The sequence below is a fragment of the Micromonospora sp. CPCC 206060 genome (genome assembly GCF_036906895.1).
Taxonomy (GTDB): domain Bacteria; phylum Actinomycetota; class Actinomycetes; order Mycobacteriales; family Micromonosporaceae; genus Micromonospora.
This window is the reverse complement of sequence record NZ_JBAKHU010000051.1, coordinates 1-20,477: the sequence shown is the minus strand read 5'-3', so window position 1 is coordinate 20,477 and position 20,477 is coordinate 1. Positions and strand designations below refer to the sequence as shown.

General features: G+C 73.0%; 13 protein-coding genes. 8 read left to right on the top strand and 5 right to left on the bottom strand.

The window, feature by feature from the left end; all coding sequences use genetic code 11:
• Positions 1-64: 64 nt before the first annotated feature.
• A complete protein-coding gene (locus V6U90_RS24905; RefSeq protein ID WP_334441362.1) occupies positions 65-490 on the bottom strand; it encodes a DUF4307 domain-containing protein in 426 nt (141 codons plus the stop codon).
• A gap of 358 nt (positions 491-848) precedes the next feature.
• Between V6U90_RS24905 and mca the strand changes: the two genes are divergently transcribed.
• The 4 genes from mca to V6U90_RS24885 all read left to right on the top strand — a co-directional run bounded on the left by mca (position 849) and on the right by V6U90_RS24885 (position 6,263).
• Entirely contained in the window at positions 849-1,730 is an 882-nt protein-coding gene (gene mca, locus V6U90_RS24900) for a mycothiol conjugate amidase Mca (protein WP_334441306.1), read from the top strand.
• A gap of 51 nt (positions 1,731-1,781) precedes the next feature.
• Entirely contained in the window at positions 1,782-2,039 is a 258-nt protein-coding gene (locus tag V6U90_RS24895) for a hypothetical protein (RefSeq protein ID WP_334441304.1), read from the top strand.
• A gap of 276 nt (positions 2,040-2,315) precedes the next feature.
• A complete protein-coding gene (locus tag V6U90_RS24890) occupies positions 2,316-4,814 on the top strand; it encodes a putative bifunctional diguanylate cyclase/phosphodiesterase (protein WP_334441359.1) in 2,499 nt (832 codons plus the stop codon).
• 267 nt (positions 4,815-5,081) lie between these two features.
• Positions 5,082-6,263, top strand: coding sequence for a Cmx/CmrA family chloramphenicol efflux MFS transporter (locus V6U90_RS24885; protein ID WP_334441302.1), 1,182 nt, complete (start codon positions 5,082-5,084; stop codon positions 6,261-6,263).
• A gap of 157 nt (positions 6,264-6,420) precedes the next feature.
• Here V6U90_RS24885 and V6U90_RS24880 read toward each other — a convergent pair whose 3' ends face one another.
• Positions 6,421-7,455, bottom strand: coding sequence for a phosphatidylinositol-specific phospholipase C domain-containing protein (locus V6U90_RS24880; protein ID WP_334441300.1), 1,035 nt, complete (start codon positions 7,453-7,455; stop codon positions 6,421-6,423).
• A gap of 173 nt (positions 7,456-7,628) precedes the next feature.
• Between V6U90_RS24880 and V6U90_RS24875 the strand changes: the two genes are divergently transcribed.
• From V6U90_RS24875 to purE, 3 genes are all read left to right on the top strand, one after another.
• The gene (locus tag V6U90_RS24875) at positions 7,629-9,620 is read left to right on the top strand and encodes a thioredoxin domain-containing protein (protein WP_334441298.1); all 1,992 of its coding nucleotides are present in this window, start codon (positions 7,629-7,631) and stop codon (positions 9,618-9,620) included.
• Positions 9,621-9,781: 161 nt separating this feature from the next.
• A complete protein-coding gene (locus V6U90_RS24870; RefSeq protein WP_334441296.1) occupies positions 9,782-10,945 on the top strand; it encodes a 5-(carboxyamino)imidazole ribonucleotide synthase in 1,164 nt (387 codons plus the stop codon).
• Positions 10,942-11,448 carry a 5-(carboxyamino)imidazole ribonucleotide mutase gene (gene purE, locus V6U90_RS24865; RefSeq protein ID WP_334441293.1) on the top strand — a complete coding sequence of 169 codons (507 nt, stop codon included), beginning with the start codon at positions 10,942-10,944 and terminating at the stop codon, positions 11,446-11,448. The genes V6U90_RS24870 and purE overlap by 4 nt, the downstream gene beginning before the upstream one ends.
• Positions 11,449-11,592: 144 nt before the next feature.
• Here purE and V6U90_RS24860 read toward each other — a convergent pair whose 3' ends face one another.
• On the bottom strand, positions 11,593-16,530 hold the full coding sequence (locus tag V6U90_RS24860; RefSeq protein ID WP_334441289.1) for an SCO7613 C-terminal domain-containing membrane protein: 4,938 nt from the start codon (positions 16,528-16,530) through the stop codon (positions 11,593-11,595).
• Between the two features lie 175 nt (positions 16,531-16,705).
• Positions 16,706-18,133, bottom strand: coding sequence for a UDP-glucose dehydrogenase family protein (locus tag V6U90_RS24855; protein WP_334441286.1), 1,428 nt, complete (start codon positions 18,131-18,133; stop codon positions 16,706-16,708).
• A gap of 269 nt (positions 18,134-18,402) precedes the next feature.
• Between V6U90_RS24855 and V6U90_RS24850 the strand changes: the two genes are divergently transcribed.
• Positions 18,403-19,566 carry an acyl-CoA dehydrogenase family protein gene (locus V6U90_RS24850; RefSeq protein WP_334441283.1) on the top strand — a complete coding sequence of 388 codons (1,164 nt, stop codon included), beginning with the start codon at positions 18,403-18,405 and terminating at the stop codon, positions 19,564-19,566.
• A 119-nt stretch (positions 19,567-19,685) separates the two neighbouring features.
• Here V6U90_RS24850 and V6U90_RS24845 read toward each other — a convergent pair whose 3' ends face one another.
• On the bottom strand, positions 19,686-20,336 hold the full coding sequence (locus tag V6U90_RS24845) for a hypothetical protein (protein ID WP_334441281.1): 651 nt from the start codon (positions 20,334-20,336) through the stop codon (positions 19,686-19,688).
• Between the last annotated feature and the right edge of the window lie 141 nt (positions 20,337-20,477).

Below are 20,477 nucleotides of genomic sequence, written 5' to 3'. Positions count from 1 at the left end.
CCTGCGGCGGCTCACGGTGGCGGCCGGGTGAATCACCCGGCGGTGGATCAGCCGGCCGGGTGGATCACTGAGCTGCCCGGCAGCGCAACACCTCGCCGATGAACGGCCGGGCCGTGGTGGCCAGTTCGTACCGGGTGGCGACCTCCCGTTCGCCGGGGGATGCGGTGACCGGGACGTCCGCCAGACCCACCACGCCACCGTCGCGGGCCCGGGCCCGCACCGTGCAGACGGCCGACCCGCCGGCCGGCACCGTGACCCGGAAGTCGACCCGGATCCGCGAGTCGGTGATCCCGGTGTAGGTAATCACCTCGGCGTCGTAGTCCGGGTGCCCGTACTGCTGGTAGAGGCGTACCGCGACGAGGCCGGACACGGCCACGGCCGCGACCGCCAGCAGCGCGGCCAGTACCGGTCGGCGTCGCCCCGCCTCCCGACGACGGCCGTACCGGCCCGGCGGGAAGGCCGGGGCGGATGTGGCGTGGGTCTCGCTCACCACCGGGTATCTCCTACCATCGTTGTCGGTCTCATCGGCCAGAATGGCAGAGTCCTATTGTCCTCACCGTCGGTGCCCACCGGCGGAGGGTCCAGAACGCCGGTCCCACCGGCGACGAGTCCATATACCGCCGGTCTCCGCCGGCGCCGAATCCATACCGCCGGTTCCGCCGGCACCGAGTCCCATTCTCACGCCGCCGGCGCGCCGGCGCCGAGTCTGGTCCGCCGACCGCCGGCACCCCCGGTGCCGGGCCCATCCTCTCAGGTCACGGGTGTGCGGGCACCCGCCGGGTGGGCAGCGTCCGGCAGGTCGACCCGGTCCGTGCGGCAGGCGGCGGGCACAGACGAGGAGTGCCACTTTGGCAGAGCAACTGCGGCTCATGGCCGTGCACGCCCACCCCGACGACGAGTCGAGCAAGGGCGCGGCCACCATGGCGAAGTACGTCGCGGAAGGGGTCGAGGTCTTGGTCGTCACCTGTACCGGTGGCGAGCGGGGCAGCGTGCTCAACCCGAAACTCGACCGCCCCGATGTCTGGGCCAACATTGCCGAGATCCGTCGGGCGGAGATGGACGCCGCCCGGGCGATCCTCGGCGTCGAGCAGGCCTGGCTCGGGTTCGTCGACTCGGGGCTGCCCGAGGGGGACCCGCTGCCGCCGCTGCCCGAGGGGTGCTTCGCGCTCCAGGACGTCGAGGTGGCCGCCGGGCCGCTGGTCCGGCTGATGCGCGAGTTCCGTCCGCACGTCGTGACCACGTACGACGAGGAGGGTGGCTACCCGCACCCGGACCACATCATGTGTCACCGGATCAGCGTGGCGGCGTTCGACGCAGCCGGCGACCCGCAGCGCTACCCCGAGCTCGGCGACCCGTGGCAGCCGTTGAAGCTGTACTACGACATCGGTTTCTCCAAGGGCAAGATCATGGCGCTGCACGAGGGCATGATCGAGGCCGGTCTGGAGTCCCCGTACGGCGAGTGGCTCAAGCGCTGGGAGGACCGGCCGGACAAGGGGCCCCGGATCACCACCCGGGTCGAGTGCGCGGAGTACTTCCCGGTGCGCGACGACGCGCTGCGCGCCCACGCCACCCAGGTCGACCCGGACGGCTTCTGGTTCCACGTGCCGATGGAGTTGCAGCAGCGCGCCTGGGCCACCGAGGACTTCGAGCTGGTCCGCTCGTTCGTCGACAGCCCGGTGCCCGAGTCCGACCTCTTCGCCGGGGTCCGGGAGACGACCCATGCCCGCTGACCCCGGCCCGGAGTACCGTGGTCGGAGACTGTCCAACGAAGGAACCACATCATGCTGACCCTCGCGCAGGTGCTCGCGGAGAACAATTTCGGGGACACCCGCTCGGGTGGCCTGGCCGGGCCGGCGGGTCTGTTCCTCATCGTGCTGCTCGGCATCGCCACCGTGCTGCTCATCCGGAACATGAACACACGGCTGCGCCGGCTGCCGGAGAGCTTCGACGACCGGCCGGGCGGCGCGACCGGGAGCGGTCGGGCCGATTCTTCAGTCCTTGATCCGACACATGGCACCGGAAGTGAAGAATCTCGGTAACCGCGCCCAAGCAGCACCAGCAGCACGGTAACGGGCACTTCACGGCATGATTCACGGCAGACCGGGGCGACGACCCCTGTTGCGCCTCCCCGCTTTGGCTTAGCCTTCCGCCGGGGGGACCAAAAGTTCCCGGACCGTGTGCGGAAGGGGGGCGCTGATGACGGGCTCGCCATCGGGCGCCCCGGAGCAGGTGCGGAGGTGTCAGGTCGCCGATTGGCGTACCACCGTCGGCGGTGGTTCGTGACGACGGACGGCGCGGGGCGTGACCCGCAGGACCTGACCGGTTCCCGGACCACCCCGCTGCGCACCCTCGCGCTCACCGCAGCGGTGCTGGCCACCGCTCTGCTGGCCGCGATCATCGGCTTCACCGCACCGCTGGCCCTGCCACCGGACGACCCCCTCCCGCCGCTGGTCCGCTTCGTGACCGCAGTCACGCTGTTCGGGTTGGCCCAGCTCGCCCGGCTCAGGTTCCGCACCGCGACCGGTATGGTCAGCATCACCTGGGGCGAGGCGGCGCTCATCGTCTGCCTCCACCTCGTGCCGCCGGGCTGGCTACCCGCGGCCACCCTGCTCGGCGCCGGTCTCGCCTGGCTCGGCATGTCGATCGCCGCCGACCGGCGCCCCGTGGTGGACCTGCTCTACATCACCGGCTCGCTGACCGGTGCGGTCGCGCTCGGTGCGGTGGTCGCGACCGGACTCGGTCGACCGTTCGGCGCCGACCTGACTCCCGTGATGGCCCTCGCCCTGATCGCCGGGGCGGCGACCTACCTGCTGGCCAGCACCGGCCTCGGCGGACTCGGCCTGGCCCTGCGGCACGGCCTCCCGCTGGGAGCGCCGCTGCTCGCGGCGCTCCGCGGCAAACTGCTCATGTTCGTCGGCAACGTGGTCGTCGGGCTGGTCGTGGTGGCGCTGCTCCAACTCGACCCGCGCTGGCTGCTGCTGCTGCCGGCGCCGCTCTGGCTGCTCCAGCAGACCTACCGGTACCGGTTGCGCGCCGACGAGGAACGCCGGATCTGGCGGGCGTTCGCCGAGGCCACCAGCGCGTTGAACCAGCTCGACGAGCGGGGCGTCGCCCTGGCCGGGGTGCGGGGCGCGCTCGGTCTCTTCGGCGCGGAACTGGTCGAGGTGGACGTCAGCCGGGAAGACGGCCGGGTGCGCCGCTACCGGGGCGACGCCAGCGGGCGGATCGTCGAGCGGGACCTTCCGCCGGGTCCGGCCGCCGGGGGCGGCGAACAGGAGCTGACCCGGTCGCTGGACGTCGGCACGACGCACATCGGGGAGCTGCGGGTACGGTTCCCCCGCACCGCCCGGCCCGGTCCACGGGAGCGGGACGCGCTCGCGGCGTACTCGGACGCGCTGGCCGCCGCTCTGCACGACGCCGCGACGCACCGGGAGCTGCGGCAACTGACCGCGCGCTCGTCGTACGACGCGGTGCATGACGCGCTGACCAGCCTGGTCAACCGGGCGGCCCTGCTCGCCAGGGGCGACCAGGTGCTGCGGCGGCTCACCCACGACCACCCGGTGGCCCTGCTGGTGCTCGACCTCAACCAGTTCAAGGAGGTCAACGACACCCTCGGGCATGTCGCCGGTGACGAGCTGCTCCGGTTGACGGCCGCCCGGCTCGGCGAGATCGCCCGCCCCGGTGACCTGCTGGCCCGCCTCGGCGGGGATGAGTTCGCGCTGTTGATGACGTCCGTCCCGGTCCGCGCCGACCTGGTGGCCCCCCGGTCGTACGCGCTGCGGCAGGCCCGGGAGATGGTGGAACGGCTCGCCGCACCGACCGAGGTCGCCGGGGTGCGTATCTCGGTGGAGGCGTCGGTGGGTGTGGTGGTGGCCGGGGCCGGCACCGCCGACATGACCGAGCTGCTGCGCCGGGCCGACATCGCGATGTACCAGGCCAAGAGCGGTGGCACGAGCGTCGCCGAGTACGACCCGGCGACCGACGCGGCGAGCACCGACCAGCTCGCCCTCCTCGCCGAGCTGCGCGAGGCGCTGGCCGTCGACGACCAGCTGGTGCTGGCCCTGCAACCCGCGGTGGACCTGGACACCGGCGCACCGACGGGGGTGGAGGCGCTGATCCGGTGGCGCCATCCCCGGCGCGGCTTCCTCACCCCGGCGGATTTCATGCGTCCGGTGGAGGCGAGCGAGCAGCTCGGTGCGTTCACCCGGTACGTGGTGGACAAGGCCCTCGGGGTGGCCGCCCAGTGGGCCGGCGAGGGCCTCGACGTACCCATCTCGATCAACCTGTCGGCGCGTAGCCTGCTGGATCCCCGGTTGCCGGCGGTGATCGGTGAGGCGCTGCGCCGGCACCAGGTACCCCCGGAGCGGCTCGTCCTGGAGATCACCGAGACGGTGGTGATGAGCGAGCTGAAGGTGATCGACGAGGTGCTGGCCACGCTCCGCTCGATGGGCGTGCAACTGGCCGTGGACGACTTCGGCACCGGGTTCTCCTCGCTGACCTTCCTGACCCGGGTCACCGTGGACGAGTTGAAGGTGGACCGCTCCTTCGTGATCCGGATGGCCGACTCGCCGGAGGCCGCCGCCATCGTGCGTACGACGGTCGGGCTGGCCCGGGAACTGGGGCTCCGGGTGGTCGCCGAGGGGGTGGAGACCGCCGAGCAGCGGGCGGCGTTGGCCGAGCTGGGCTGCACCTCCGCGCAGGGGTACCACTTCTTCAAGCCGATGCCGGCCGACAAGATCACCGCAGTGCTCGGCTCGCTGCTCGACTCGGCGAAGGCGCCGGTCTTCCCGCTCCGCGCCGACGGCGCCTCCTAGCTGTTGCGGGGCACGAGGTTGACGACACGCGCCCCGGGCGGAATGCGGTTGCGTGATGACCGGCGGGGTTGCGTAGTGTTTGCGCCATGTCGAGCCCTGAGGCATCCAAGGTGGGGGCTTTCGGTCACGCCGTCAGCCCCCTGAACCGCTGAGTTCATAGCCCGCTTCCCAGCAGTCTTCGCTGCATGGGTCATCTGCGCGCACCCCTGGGGCGCTGGCCGCGGTGACGAGACGTCTCCTCGTTCTCTCTCACCTCGGGAGCCCTTGATGCCTCTGCCGCTCTACCTGCTTGCCGTGGCGGTCTTCGCCATGGGCACCTCGGAGTTCATGCTCGCCGGCCTGGTACCGGACATCGCCACAAGCCTCGACGTATCGGTCGGGGCCGCCGGGCTTGTGACCTCGGCGTTCGCTGTCGGGATGATCGTCGGCGCGCCGCTGATGGCGGCGCTTGCGCGCTGGTGGCCTGTCCGGGCCAGCCTGCTGGGCTTCGTGCTGGTTTTCGCCGTGGCCCACGTCGTGGGTGCCCTCACGACGAGTTTCGCGGTTCTGCTTGTTACCCGGGTGGTTGCCGCCCTGGCCAACGCGGGCTTCCTGGCTGTGGCACTGAGCACGGCAGCCACGCTCGTCGAATCTGATCAGAAAGGGCGCGCGCTGGCCGTGCTGCTCTCGGGTACGACGGTGGCCACCATCGCTGGAGTTCCCGGCGGTGCGGTGCTCGGCACGGTGCTTGGCTGGCGGGCAACCTTCTGGGCGATCGCGCTGCTCTGCCTTCCCGCTGCGTTCGGCGTCGTGAAGGGCATCCCGGCCCGTGTCGGAAGAACCCCTCGGGACACTCCGGCCGGCTCGTCTCTTCGGGACGAGATTGCCCAGCTCGCGATGCCCAGGCTGGTCCTGGTCATGCTGCTCGGTGCCCTAGTCAACGCCGCCACCTTCGCCACGTTCACCTTCCTGGCACCGATCGTGACTGACACCGCCGGTCTGGGCGAGTTGTGGGTCTCGGTCGTGCTGGTGCTCTTTGGTGTGGGGTCCTTCGTCGGCGTCACCCTCGCGGGACGGCTCTCCGATCGGCGTCCGGGCATCGTGATCGCAGTCGGTGGCCCGTTGCTGTTGCTTGGCTGGGTCGCGTTGGCGACCCTGGCTGCCCGGCCGGTGGCGCTTTTGCTCCTCGTGTTCGTGCAGGGCGCGCTTTCCTTCGCGTTGGGCAGCACCCTGATCACCAGGGTGCTCTATGAGGCAGCAGGCGCTCCTACCATGGGAGGGTCGTATGCGACGGCGGCACTCAACATCGGTGCTGCTGGCGGCCCCGTCGTCGCAGCAGCGACCCTCGAAGCCAATGCTGGCGACCTCGGCCCGGTGTGGGTCAGCGGCCTCCTGGTTGCGGTCGCACTGCTCATCGCCCTGCCGGTTCGGCGATTCATGGCCCCCCGCGGCGGCCAGGCGATTCGATGACCCACGCGAACGCTCCGCTGAGTGTCGCGGGACGGCGGCGACTCATCGAGCGCTGCCGAACCCGCCCAATCGCTCATGTCGCCGCGGAGATGGGGGCGCAACCGCAGCTGCTTTCCTCGCTCTCTACCTACGCGAGTTCACCAGCGAGGACGCACGATCAGCTCCGGGGCAGCACGTCGTCCAGCACCTGGGGCAGCGCGGCCCAGTCGGCGGAGGCGACGGTGGCGTGCCGCGCGGCCAGCTCGGCCACCCGGGCCTGCGCGCCGGCCAGGTCACCGGGGCCCACCGCCGGCGGCACGTTCTGTGCGTCGGTCATCACCACCAGGTAGTGGTTCGCGTGGTACCAGCCGGTGTCGATCCCGCCGGTGACGTACGCCGTGGCGTCCCCGTCGAAGAGCACGAACCAGGGCCGCAGGGTGGTGTCGGCGTACCGGCTCCGGGGATCGCCGGCCTGTGCCCGGTGTACGGCGGGGAACGCCTGCGCCCGGTCCAGGGTGCCGGCCGCCGCGAGCCCGGCCAGGTGCCGGGCGTACTCCACATCCGTCCACAGGGTGTCGGTCGGGTTCCCCTCCTCGACCGTGCCGGGGATGAGCTCGACGATCACCCGGCCGGCGAGCTGCTGCCGGGTTGGCCAGGCATCCGCCCGGGCTGCCGCGTCCAGGGTGGCGTGGCCGCCCCGCAACTCGGCCGGCCGGAACACGGCGGCACCGAGCCGCGCGGCGAGCAGCGCGTCGAGCTGGACCGGTCCCTGCCCGGTACGGCTGCTGAAGCCGGTCTTCAGCTCCAGTTTGAGCAGCAGCGGACCGGCGTCCGGGTGGGCGCCCAGCCAGAGCCGGATGTTGTCCAGGCAGTGCTCCAGGTTCTTGTTCCGGATACCCGTGTAGAGCTGGCCGGCGGTGGTGGCGGCCACGCAGTTGTTGTCGTTGCCGAGCGGGTTGGAGTGGCTGACCCGCCACTGTCCGGTGAAGATGTCCGGCCAGACGTCCAGCTCGATCAGACCGGCCCGGGTGTCGAGCGCCTGGGCCAGGTAGGTGTAGGTGCTCCGCTCGTACGCGTTGTGGATGCCCACCGTGGTCGCCGCCGAGACCCGGACGGTGGGCTCGACCACCGCCGCCGCGGCCGGTGCGGGGACCAGCCCCACGGCGACGAGTACGGCCGACGTGAGGGCGGTCAGGGCTCGGAATCTGCGCATGGTGTCCTCCCCGGACGGTCCGACGGGACGTTCGTCGGTTCGGTGCACAGATTGACATATATCGGTTCACTGCCGGGTCATCCCGCAAGCGTCATAACCCGGCGGCGCGGACCGGGCGTGGCCGGTGGGGAAAGCGACGGGCGGGACGCAGCGGTGGTGGATATGGTCGTCGGGTGAACCGACTCGCCAGCGCGACCAGTCCCTACCTTCAGCAGCACGCCGGCAACCCGGTCGACTGGTGGCCGTGGTGCGACGAGGCGTTCGCCGAGGCGAAACGGCGGGACGTGCCGGTGATCATCTCGGTCGGGTACGCCGCCTGCCACTGGTGCCACGTCATGGCCCACGAGTCGTTCGAGAACGACGCGGTCGGCGCGCTGATGAACGACAACTTCGTGGCGATCAAGGTGGACCGTGAGGAACGCCCCGATGTGGATGCCGTCTACATGACCGCCACCCAGGCGATGACCGGTCAGGGCGGCTGGCCGATGACCGTCTTCGCCAGCCCCGACGGCACCCCGTTCTTCTGCGGCACCTACTTTCCCCGGCCCAACTTCATCCGGCTGCTCCAGTCGGTCACCACCGCCTGGCGGGACCAGCGGGACGCCGTACTCCGGCAGGGGGCCGCGGTGCTGGAGGCGATCGGCGGCGCCCAGGCCGTCGGCGGCCCCACCGCCCCGCTCACCGCCGAGCTGCTCGACGCCGCTGCCGACCAGCTCGCCAAGGAGTACGACCCGACGAACGGCGGGTTCGGCGGGTCGCCCAAGTTCCCGCCGCACATGAACCTGCTCTTCCAGCTCCGGCACCACCAGCGCACCGGCTCGGAACGCGACCTGGAGATCGTCCAGCACACCTGCGAGGCGATGGCCCGGGGCGGCATCTACGACCAGCTCGCCGGCGGGTTTGCCCGGTACTCGGTGGACGGGCACTGGACCGTGCCGCACTTCGAGAAGATGCTCTACGACAACGCGCTGCTGCTGCGGGTCTACACCCAGCTCTGGCGGCTCACCGGCGACCCGATGGCGGCCCGGATCGCCGCCGAGACCGCCGCGTTCATGATCGACGACCTGGGTACCGGAGAGGGCGGGTTCGCCTCGGCGCTGGACGCGGACACCGAGGGGGTCGAGGGGCTCACCTACGCCTGGACCCCGGACCAACTCGTCGAGGCGCTCGGGGAGGAGGAGGGACGGTTCGCCGCCGACCTCTTCGCGGTGACGCCGGCCGGGACCTTCGAACACGGCATGAGCGTGCTGAAGCTGGCCCGGGACGTGGACGACGTCGACCCGACCGTGGCGCAGCGGTGGGAACGGGTCCGCGCCCGGCTGCGGGAGGTTCGGGACACCCGGCCCCAGCCGGCCCGGGACGACAAGGTGGTCGCCGCCTGGAACGGGCTGGCGGTGACCGCGCTGGTCGAGCAGAGCCTGCTCACCGGGGACCCGGTCACCGCGGCGGCAGCCACCCGGGCCGCCGAACTCCTCGCCTCGGTCCACCTGGTCGACGGCCGGCTGCGTCGGGTCTCGCGGGACGGTCGGGTCGGCGAGCCGGCCGGGGTGCTGGAGGACCACGGCTGCGTCGCCGAGGCGTTCTGCGCCATGCACCAGCTCACCGGGGACGGGAAGTGGCTGGAGCTGGCCCGGGGACTGCTGGACACCGCGCTGGCCCGGTTCGCCGCGCCGAACGGCGGCTTCCACGACACCGCCGACGACGCCGAACGACTCGTCGCCCGGCCGGCCGACCCGACCGACAACGCCACCCCGTCCGGGCTGTCGGCGGTCAGTGCCGCCCTCGTGGCGTACGCGGCGCTGACCGGCGAGACTCGCTACCGGGAGGCCGCCGAGGCCGCGCTGGCCACCGTCGCACCGGTCGTCGGTCGGCACGCCCGGTTCACCGGCTACGCGGCGACCGTGGGTGAGGCGCTGCTCGCCGGGCCGTACGAGGTGGCGGTGGTCACCGACGAACCGGCCGGTGACCCGCTCGTCGCGGCAGCGTACCGGCACGCCCCACCGGGCACGGTGATCGTCGCCGGCCGACCGGACGAGCCCGGGGTGCCGCTGCTCGCCGACCGGCCGATGCTCGACGGCCAGTCCACCGCGTACGTCTGCCGGGGCTTTGTCTGCGACCGTCCGGTGACCTCGACCGAGGAGCTGATCGCCCGGCTTGCCCAGTAAGGAAGGGCCCCCGCTTAACGCTTTTGGTAGAGGAAGGGCCCCTTATTAACACCTGCCCCGGTCACCGGGCCGCCCCGCTGGCCATGCCCTGCCGGGCGCCGGTGCCCACCGTGGTGGTGGATTGGCTGCTCCCCGACCCGCCCCGATAGGCTGGCGCCGCTATGGACTCCCGTACCGGTCTCCCCGTTGTCGGCATGGTGGGCGGTGGCCAGCTGGCCCGGATGACCCACCAGGCCGCGATCGCCCTCGGTCAGTCACTGCGTGTGCTGGCGCTCACGCCGGAGGACGGGGCCGCGCTGGTCGCGGCCGACGTGCACTACGGCGACCACACCGACCTGGCCGCGTTGCGGACCTTCGCCAAGGGCGCCGACGTGGTCACCTTCGACCACGAGCACGTGCCGAACGCGCACATCCGGGCGCTCGCCGCCGAAGGCGTGACCCTGTACCCGCCGGCCGACGCGCTCCGCCATGCGCAGGACAAGCGGGTGATGCGGGAACGGCTGACCGAGCTGGGCGCGCCCAACCCGGCCTGGCAGCCGGTCGAGGCCCCGAGCGACGTGGTGTCCTTCGGCGGTCGGGTCGGCTGGCCGGTGGTGCTGAAGGCGGCCCGGGGCGGCTACGACGGCCGGGGCGTCTGGGTGGTCCGGGACGCCGAGGAGGCGGCCGGGCTGGTGGAGACGCTGCTGGCCGGCGGTACCCCGCTGATCGTCGAGGAACGGGTACGCCTGCGGCGGGAACTGGCCGTGCAGGTGGCCCGCTCGCCGTTCGGGCAGGTCGCGGCGTACCCCGTGGTGGAGACCGTGCAGCGCGACGGCATCTGCGTCGAGGTCCTGGCCCCGGCCCCCGACCTGCCGGAGGAGCGCGCGGTCGCGGCGCAGCAGCTCGCCATCGATCTGGCCACCGCCCTCGGCGTGGTCGGCCTGCTCGCGGTGGAGCTGTTCGAGACCGACGCTGATCTGGTCGTCAACGAGCTGGCCATGCGCCCGCACAACTCCGGGCACTGGACCATCGAGGGGGCCCGGACGTCGCAGTTCGAGCAGCACCTGCGGGCGGTGCTCGACTACCCGATGGGCGACACCTCGCTGACCGCGCCGGTGGTGGTGATGGCGAACGTGCTCGGCGGTCCGGAGGGCGGCATGGCGATCGACGAGCGGCTGCACCACCTCTTCGCCGCCGAACCGGGCGCCAAGGTGCACCTCTACGGCAAGCAGGTCCGTCCCGGCCGCAAGATCGGGCACGTCACCGTGCTCGGTGACGACCTGGACGAGGTACGGGCCCGGGCCGCGCGGGCGGCCCGGTGGTTGCAGGAGGGGCAGGGTTCGTGAGTACGGCAGGTACGCCCGAGGTCGGCGTGATCATGGGCAGCGACTCGGACTGGCCGACCATGAAGGCGGCCGCCGAGGCGCTGACCGAGTTCGGCGTCGGCTACGAGGTGGGCGTGGTCTCCGCGCACCGCACTCCGGCAAAGATGATCGAGTACGGCCGGACCGCCGCCGGGCGCGGGATAAAGGTGATCATCGCGGGGGCGGGTGGCGCCGCCCACCTGCCCGGGATGGTCGCCTCGGTGACCCCGCTGCCGGTGATCGGCGTACCGGTGCCGCTGAAGCACCTCGACGGCATGGACTCGCTGCTCAGCATCGTGCAGATGCCGGCCGGGATCCCGGTCGCCACGGTCTCCATCGGCAACGCCCGGAACGCCGGCCTGCTGGCGGTCCGCATCCTCGGCGCGGCCGATGAGACGCTGCGCGAGCGGATGGCGGCGTACCAGGCCGACCTGGAGGCGATGGTCGAGCGGAAGGACGCCGCGCTGCGCGCCTCGCTGACCTGAGCGGCGCGCCCGTAGGCGGGTGCCGTGCGCGAGGTGGCGCGTGGGGTGCCGTGCTGGAGGTGGCGCGTGGGGTGCCGTGCTGGAGGTGTTAAGAAGGGGCCCTTCCTCTACCGAATGCGTTAATAGGGGGCCCTTCCTTACACCTCAGCGCATGGCGCGGAGTGCGGTCTGCAGGCGCTCCTGGGTACGGCGGCGGCGTTCGTTGCCCGCCCCCAGCACCAGCAGCACCAGGCCGACCGGGATCAGCACCAGCCACTGCCCGAGCGAGAAGAGCGCGTGCAGCGCGGCGATCGCGGTCACCGTCGCCCCGATGATCACCGGCGCCTGCTGCCGGCTGACCGAGCCGAAGATCAGGGTGACCACCCCACCGAGCAGCAGGAGCACCTGCCGCAGCGGGCCGGATTCGGTGAACAGCACGATCACCAGGGTCGGCAGGAACGCGGTGACCAGCGCCGGCCCGTACGCCACCCAACTGCTCAGCTCCGGCCGCTGGCGTACCTCCAGCAGCCCCACCAGCAGGGCCAGCGCGGCGAACGGCAGGGTGTACGCCTCGGGCAGCGCCACGTCGGCCACCCGCATCAGGATCCACCAGGCGACGATCTCGCAGGCCACCACCGACCAGAAGAGGATCCGGCGCTGGGTGGGGCCGCGTCCCGGCCGGGTGGCCGCCACCCCGAGCACGGCACCCCAACCGGCGAGCAGCGCGGCGATGTGCCGGGGCGAGTCGAAGGCCAGCGCCAGGGCGATCAGCGCGGCGGCGTACCCGCTCCACTCGACGGTGGCCGCCTCGCGGTGCGCCTCGGGGCGGCGCAGTCGGGGCAGGGTGGCCGAGAGGACCAGCAGGGCCGCGCCGACGGCCAGCACACCGAAGGCGGAGAGCACCGGCGGCAGGCCGGTGACCAGACCGGCGGTGAGCACGAAGAGCTGGCCCATCACCGAGGCGAAGAGCCAACCCAGGATGCGGGCCCGCTGGGTGGCCCCGGCGAGCGCGGCCACCGCGCCGACGGCGACCGCACCGCCCAGGGCGAGCAGGGTCAGCTCCCGGGTGGCGAGGCTGCCGGCCAGCCCGGCGCCACCGCCGGCCAGACCGATCACGAACACCAGCACCCGGGCGACCCGCAGCGAGCGGGCCCGCTCGGCCGGCGGCGGTGGCGGGGTCAGCGCCAGGCCGAGCATCGAGATGACGAAGACGGTCAGCGCGGCGAGGGTGCTGTTCGGCCAACCCGTACCGAGCGCGGTCGGCGTGATCAGCAGGGTGACCGCCGCACCGGGGAGCACCACCGGCACCGCCCGGGCCGGCCGTCCCCCGCTGAACCCGGTCGCGGCCAACCCGGCCGCGATGGTGAGCAGGAGTGCGGCCAGTACATGTGTGCCGTTCACCACGTCGGGCGGCGGGGTGACCAGCTCCGGTGGTGGGCCCTGCCAGATCCGGGTCAGCGTCCGGTACGGCTCGACCAGTGCGACGACCAGGGTGGGCGCCACCGAGGCGAGGGCGAGGGCGGTGGGCAGCGCGGCGGCGGCCAGCGCCCCCGCGCCCGGACTGGTCGACCACTGGCCGGCCCGCCAGCGTTGTGCCGCCGCCCACGGCGATCCGTCGCCGCGTACCGACCAGCGGTTCACGTGCTCCTCGGTGTCCGGCGGCGGTGTGGTGCTGGCCCGGACCAGTTCGGCGAGGACACCGAGCAGGGCCGCTCCGGCGGCGTACACCCCGACCGGCAGCGCGGTCGGCAACGAGGCCAGCGCGGTGATGGTGGCGCCGCCGGCCACGCCGACGGTCGCGTAGGGGAGGTAGTGCGGCACCCGGCTGCGGACCAGGGCGAGGATCGCCACCCCGAGGCTGGACGCGGCCAGTGCACCACTGAGCATCACCTCGGCCGGCCAGCCCAGTCCGGCCGCCGCCGCGGCGACCGCGCCGGGCAGGGCGAGCAGGGCGGCGGCCGTACCGGCCCCGCCGACCCGGCCCAGGTGCGACGGCATGCCCTCGGTCGCGACGTCCTCGACCAGCCCACCGGCCACGATCCGGGCCAGGACGGCCACCATGATCCCGATCAGGGCCACCAGACCGAGCGCGGCGGCGGTGCTCCACGGCCGGGCCAGACCCGCGCCGACGGCGTGCAGCGCCACCACGGCGGCCACCACGGCCCGGGAGAGCGCGGCGCGTGGGTCGATGGCGGAGACGGCTGCGGCGGCGTACGCGGTGGCCACCGCCGTACCCAGCACCACCGGGGACCACCAGGTCAGCCCGAGGGCCGCCGGGGCGCCGACGGTGGCCAGCGCCACGAGTCCGCCGGGTACGTCGTACCGCCAGGGAGCGGGCAGCAGAATCGCGGTGGCGACGGCGAGCAGCAGCAGCGCGACGGGTACCTCCCAGCCGGGGCCGGCACCCGGACCGATCGGCCACCGGCTCAGGTCGGCGTCCCAGATGGCACCCGGGTTGGCCAACGCCCGTATCCCACCCGCCACCGCGTGGTAGCCGGCGAACAGACCGATCACCCCGCCGCTGACCGCGATGCCGAGCATCGGCCCGCGCCGCCAGTCGGCCGGCATGGCCCGGGCCCCGACGGCGACCATCAGCACCAGGGCCGCAGCCACCGCGAGCAGGGCGCCGGGGGCGAGGATGGTGGCGATCCGGGCCAGCGTGCCGACCAGGGCGGCCGTCGCGGCGGCGGCGGCCAGGTCGGCGCCGTCCAGCAGATGGTCGGCTGCCCGGCGCCCGGCGTCGATCGACGGGGCCAGCACCAGCAGCGACGCGGCGACCAGCAGCAGCGCACCGACCCAGGCATCGGCGCTGGTGGCGCCGGGGGCGCCGAAGGCGGCGGCGCTGACCGCGAGCGCGCCGAGCCCGGTACCGATGGCCAACGGCGGGCTGATCTGCCGCTGCGACACCTGCACCACAGCCGAGTAGCCGAGGGTCACGCAGACCGCCAGGAAGCTGGCCGCCAGGATCGGTACCGTCACCTCCCGCAGCCCGGCCGGGGTCGGCGTGGGGTCGACCGGGACGGCCGACGCGACGGCGGCGGCGACGGCGCCCGGCAGGGCGAAGGCGGCCGCGCCGGCCCCCCACGCGGAGACCAGGTCGGCGGAGGCCGGGGCGTTCCGCAGGCGGGGGGCCAGCATGACCAGGACCCCGGCGGCGGCCAGGGCGAACAGCACGGCGGAGGTCAGTCCCGGCCGGGCCAGTGCGGCGCCAGCGCCGGCCGCCCCCACCAGCCCGGCACCGATGACGTGGGCCTGGGCGGCCCGCTGGGTCGCCGCCCAGAGCCCGGTCAGGCCGATGCCGGCTGCGGCGAGCACCGGCGGCCAGGGGGCGGCGGCCCAGCCCAGGCCGAACGACGCGGGCACCGCCACGGCGGTCAGGGCGGCGCCGGCCACGGCGAACTCGCGGCGGATCTCCGTCGGCAGGGAGATCACCGCCGCCACGGTGAGCAGGAACGCGGTCGCGGCGAGCTGCCAGGCGGCGGGTCCGACCGAGGCGGCCAGCCGGCCCGGGTACGCATCGAGGTCGGCCGCCCAGGCCGGCAGGGCGGCCTGGATCGGGGCGAGGCCGGCGCGTACCGCCCCGCCCGCGACGACGAGCCCGCTGACCGTGAGGGCGAGGGCGGCGGCGAGCTGCGGTCCGCGCCGGGCCTCCTCCGGGAGGGCGCGTACCGCCACGCCGACTCCGGCGATCACGAGGGCGATCAGCAGCAGTGCCCGCCCGGGCAGTGCCACCGAGGCCAACCGGCCCAGTGCGCCGATCACGGCGAGGGTGCAGATCCCGGCGGCCAGGTCCGGCAGGGGCCGGGTACCGACGGTCAGCGCCCCGGCCAGGCTCACTGCGGCGGCCAGCACCAGTGCCGCACCGGCGGCCAGCGCGGCGCCGGTCGTACCGGCGAGGACCAGCGCGGCGACCCCGAAGGCGAGGGCGAGGACGACGGCGGCGCCGTGCAGCAGCACCGTCAGTAGGCGGAGCCCGGGTACCGGGCTGACGGTCGCCGGCCGGGCCGGGCCGGCGGTGTGCAGGACCGCGTCGGCCTCCTCCGGGTCCGTTTCCGGCCGGGGCGCCGGGCCGTCGTCCGGTGCCGCCGGGCCGGGTGGGGGCGTGCCGGCGCGGGACGCAACCCGCTCGTCGGGGTCGACGACCCGCTCGGTGAGCAGGCCGGGCCGAGTGCCGCTGGCGAGCCGGAACAGCACCAGGTCGACGGCGGCCAGCAGGGCGAGCACCAGTGCCCACCCGGCCGGGCCGGTGACCAGGTCGTACGCCAGCAGCGGCAGCACCGGTTGCAGGGCGAGCACGGCGGCGTACCGGGGTACCCGCAGCCCGGTCCACGCCGCGTACCCGAAGCCGACCGCAGCGGTCGCCAGGAAGGTCCCGGCGGCGTAGCGGGTGCCGGAGGTCGGGCCGAGCCGGAGCTGGTCGACGGTCCAGAGCACGTACCCGTCCAGCATCACCAGGAGCAGGCCGACGGCGGCGACGGTCTCGGCGGTGGCGGTGAGCCCTCGACGGGCCAGCACCGGCGGGACCAGGAGCATCAGGACGGTGGCGGTGAGCAGGATGGCGACCCGGCTCAGGTCGTCCAAGGAGCTGATCGCCATCGCGGTGAAGACCACTGCGGCCACGCCGAGCAGCAGCGCGCCCAGGCCGAGCAGGATGTTCTGCACCTCACGGGAGGAGGCCTCGGGCGGGTGCTCCGGGTCGTCCACGTCCAGCCAGGTCGCGTCCATCGGCGGTGGAACCGCCCCGGGGCCGGTTTTCATGGCGGGGCCGCCCTGCCGCGGTACCCGGGGTGGGCCGCCGGTGCCGGCGGTCGGCGGGCGCTGGCCGATCCGGCGGCGCAGCACCCGCCGGGGCCGGGTGCTCTGCTTGATCTTCTCGGCGTTGGCGTGCGCGAGGATGTCCCGCTGGAAGAGCGCGGCCTGCATCTTCGCGGCGATCTGGCGCTGCTCGCTGGCGATCGCGGCCTCACGCGCCTTCATTTCGGCGATGGACCGCTCGATCTGGGCGATGTCCTCGGCCCTCGGCCCCTGCTCGGCACCGCAGTGCGGGCAGCGGACGGCGGGCGTCATCTCCCGACCGCAGGAGGAGCACTGGTAGCTACTCACGACACCCCTCCGCTTCAGCGCACCGCACAGTGGACTTCCACTGTCGAAGCATGCCGAAACAGCTACTGATTCGATAGTCCCCCCGCCGGTCGGTAACCGAAAAGACCCGGCCGCGGAGCAGGCTCCACGGCCGGGTCGGGTCGTCGTCGGGTGGCCGGTCGGACCGGCGGGCCGGTCAGGGGCGGCCCATGCCCCGGTACTCCCAGCCGGCCTGGGTCCACAGTGCCGAGTCGAGGCAGTTCCGGCCGTCGATGACCCGGCGGCCGGCGGCCAGCTCGCCGAGGGCACCCGGGTCGGCGTTGCGGAAGTCGGCCCATTCGGTGAGTACGCAGACCAGGTCGGCGCCGCGGACCGCGTCGTTCATGGTCGGCTCGTACGCCAGGTCGGGCTGCGCCCGCTGGGCGTTCTCCATGCCCTCCGGGTCGTAGACCCGTACGTCCGCCCCGGCCTTGGCGAGCAGGGCCGCGACGGCCAGGGACGGGGCGTCCCGGATGTCGTCGGTGTTGGGCTTGAAGGTGGCGCCGAGCACGGCGATCCGGGTGCCGGACAGGTCCGGCCCGGCCGGACCGTACCGGCGGCCGAGCAGCTCGGCGGCGAGCTGGAGCACCCGGGTCCGGCGGCGCAGGTTGATCAGGTCGACCTCGTGCAGGAAGCGCAGCGCCTCCCCGGCGCCGAGCTCCTGGGCGCGGGCCTGGAAGGCCCGGATGTCCTTGGGCAGGCAGGCCCCGCCGAAGCCGAGCCCCGCCTGGAGGAACCGGTTGCCGATCCGGGGGTCGTACCCGATGGCCCGGGCGAGCTGCGTCACATCACCGCCGGCCACCTCGCAGACCTCGGCCATCGCGTTGATGAAGGAGATCTTGGTGGCCAGGAAGGCGTTGGCGGCGACCTTGACCAGCTCGGCGGTGGCGAAGTCGGTGACCACCAGGGGCACCTCGCGGTCCTCGGTGGCGGCCAGGTCGAAGACCCCCTTGTGGGCGGCGTAGAGCATGCCGTTCGCCCATTCGGTCTTCACCCCGACCACGATCCGGTTGGGCCGCAGCACGTCGTCGACGGCGAAGCCCTCCTGGAGGAACTCGGGACTCCATGCCACCTCGACCCCGAGGTCGTCCGGGGCGTGCTTGCCGACCAGCTGCTCGACCCACTCCGCCGTGCCGACCGGAACGGTCGACTTGCCGACGATCAGCGCCTTGCGGGTGAGGTGCTGGGCGAGGCCGGTCACCGCCGCCTCGACGTACGAGAGGTCGGCACCCATCCCGTCCGCGCGCTGCGGGGTGCCCACGCAGATGAAGTGCACGTCGCCGAAGTCGGCGGTCTCGGCGATGTCCGTGCTGAACCGCAGCCGGCCGGCCGCCAGGTTGCGCTTGAGCAACTCGTCCAGGCCGGGCTCGTGGATCGGCACCGCGCCGGCGTTCAGCTTGGCGATCTTGTCGGCGTCGACGTCGTAGCCGAGCACCTCGTAGCCCAGTTCCGCGTAGCAGATGGCGTAGGTCGCGCCGAGGTAGCCGGTGCCGAGGAAAGTGACCCGTGGCCGGGCGGCGCCCGACGGTGGGGTGACGGCGGGGATTGCCGGCATGGGCTGGGTGTTCGGGTACGGGATCGTCACGCCTGTCTTCTCCGCTCGCGCTGGCGGCGCTTGCTGCGTCGCAATCGGTAGCGGCGCCTGGCCTAGGGCACCGGAAGGGGACATTCAGTCTTCATATGGTCGCCGAGTGCGCAGGCGCGGCGATAGTCCGTCAGCCTACGCGGCGGTAAGGATCAACAGAACCTTGGTCGCTATCCTTCAGTCTGCGCGTGAGCGGTGTGACACTCTGCGCGGTCTACGGTGACCAGACGCTACAGCTGGGCATGATAGCTGCCAAGGGGAGGGCCATGATGACGACAGAGCCGTCGTTCGACGTCTACCGGTTGCCGGAGGAGCACGAGGCGATCCGGGCAGCCGTCCGGGAGGTCTGCGACGCCAAGGTCGCCCCGAACGCGGCAGAAGCGGACGAGACCGGCGAGTTCCCCAGCGCGTCGTACGACGCGCTGCGGGCCGCCGACTTCCACGCCCCGCACATCCCGGAGGAGTACGGCGGCGCCGGTGCGGACGCCCTGGCCACCGCCATCGTGATCGAGGAGGTGGCGCGGGCCTGCGCCTCGTCCTCGCTGATCCCGGCGGTCAACAAGCTCGGCACCATGCCCCTGCTGCTGGCCGGGTCGGCGGAGCTGAAGCGGCGCTACCTCACCCCGGTGGCCAGCGGCGAGGCGATGTTCTCGTACTGCCTCTCCGAGCCGGAGGCAGGCAGTGACGCCGCCTCGATGACGACCCGGGCGGTACGCGACGGCGACCACTGGGTGCTCAACGGCGTGAAGCGGTGGATCACCAACGCCGGCGTGTCGGAGTTCTACACCGTCTTCGCGGTGACGGATCCCACAGCCCGGTCCCGGGGGATCTCTGCCTTCGTGGTGGAGAAGTCCGACCCGGGGGTGAGCTTCGGGGCGCCGGAGAAGAAGCTCGGCATCAAGGGTTCCCCGACCCGCGAGGTCTACCTGGACAACGTCCGGATCCCCGCCGACCGCATGATCGGTGCCGAGGGCACCGGCTTCGGCACCGCGATGAAGACCCTGGACCACACCCGGGTCACCATCGCCGCGCAGGCCGTCGGCATCGGGCAGGGCGCGCTCGACTACGCCAAGGGGTACGTCAAGGAGCGCAAGCAGTTCGGCAAGCCGGTCGCCGACTTCCAGGGCGTCCAGTTCATGCTCGCCGACATGGGGATGAAGCTGGAGGCGGCCCGGCAGCTGACGTACGCCGCCGCCGGCCGCTCCGAGCGGGGTGACGCGGACCTCACCTACTTCGGGGCGACGGCCAAGTGCTTCGCCTCGGACGCTGCGATGGAAATCACCACCGACGCGGTGCAGTTGCTCGGTGGCTACGGCTACACCCGGGACTACCCGGTCGAGCGGATGATGCGGGACGCCAAGATCACGCAGATCTACGAGGGCACCAACCAGGTCCAGCGGATCGTGATGGCCCGCCAGCTCCTCCGGGACTGACCGCCTGCTCCCCGGCGGACCGGGTGCGCTGCCGGCGCAACCTCCGTCCGGGACCGCCGTACCCCGGGGCCGGGCCGGTCGTGCCGGCCCGGCCCGGGGCCGGTCAGTAGGCGGGACGGTCAGGAGGCGGGAAGGTCCTGCTGTCCGCCCCCAGGGGGCGCGGACCACGGTGACGCGCCCGCCTCGCGGCGGGGCAGCGGCTCGGTCGGTGTCTGGTCCGGGTAGCCGAGGCTCAACGGGGTGGTGTCCCGGTCGGCCGGTTCGGGGGTCGGGGGCCAGTCGGTGAGAGCCCGGCTCTCGTCCGGGGTGTACGTCCCAGCCGTGGGGGCGGCGGCCGGGACGCGGGCCGGCCAGCGGCGCCAGCGCTGCACGCTGAACGTGGCGATCAGCAGCATCACACCGATCAGGAAGAGCGTGCCGTTCTCCACCGGGAGGCGCAGCGGCAGGGGATCGCCGAACACCTCCCAGCCGTTCGGCACCCGGTCGCGTACGCCGTACGGGGCGAGGAACATCCCGACGTACGGCATGACCAGCAGCAATCCGGCGGTCAGTGTGCCCAGTGGCGAGGTCCGCAGCGTGCCCACCAGCCCGAGCAGGATGCCGGCCGCAGCGAGGTAGACGGCCGGTTCGATCAGGTTGGCGGGGTTGAAGGTCCCTACCTCGACCCAGCGGTTGATGGTCCGGCCTGATCCGTCCTGACCCAATGTGATCAGCACCCAGGTGACCGGCGCCACCACCACCCCGGCGAGGAAGCTCCAGAGATGTCGCATCCGCGCACCGTACCGTTTCCGCCATGACCGAGCACCCCAGCACCGCGCCCGCCGGCAAGCCGACCTCGTACTCCCGGGGTGACTGGTCAGGTGGTCGCTGCGCCGGTGGGTAGCCAGGGACAGCCGGCGACGAGTTCGGTG

Excerpts from the sequence above, each read along its gene's own strand:
- V6U90_RS24895 (WP_334441304.1), top strand. The coding sequence starts at position 1,782 with ATGCTGACCCTCGCGCAGGTGCTCGCGGAGAACAATTTCGGGGACACC.
- V6U90_RS24880 (WP_334441300.1), bottom strand. The coding sequence starts at position 7,455 with ATGCGCAGATTCCGAGCCCTGACCGCCCTCACGTCGGCCGTACTCGTC.
- V6U90_RS24850 (WP_334441283.1), top strand. The coding sequence starts at position 18,403 with ATGACGACAGAGCCGTCGTTCGACGTCTACCGGTTGCCGGAGGAGCAC.
- V6U90_RS24870 (WP_334441296.1), top strand. The coding sequence starts at position 9,782 with ATGGACTCCCGTACCGGTCTCCCCGTTGTCGGCATGGTGGGCGGTGGC.
- V6U90_RS24885 (WP_334441302.1), top strand. The coding sequence starts at position 5,082 with ATGCCTCTGCCGCTCTACCTGCTTGCCGTGGCGGTCTTCGCCATGGGC.
- V6U90_RS24845 (WP_334441281.1), bottom strand. The coding sequence starts at position 20,336 with ATGCGACATCTCTGGAGCTTCCTCGCCGGGGTGGTGGTGGCGCCGGTC.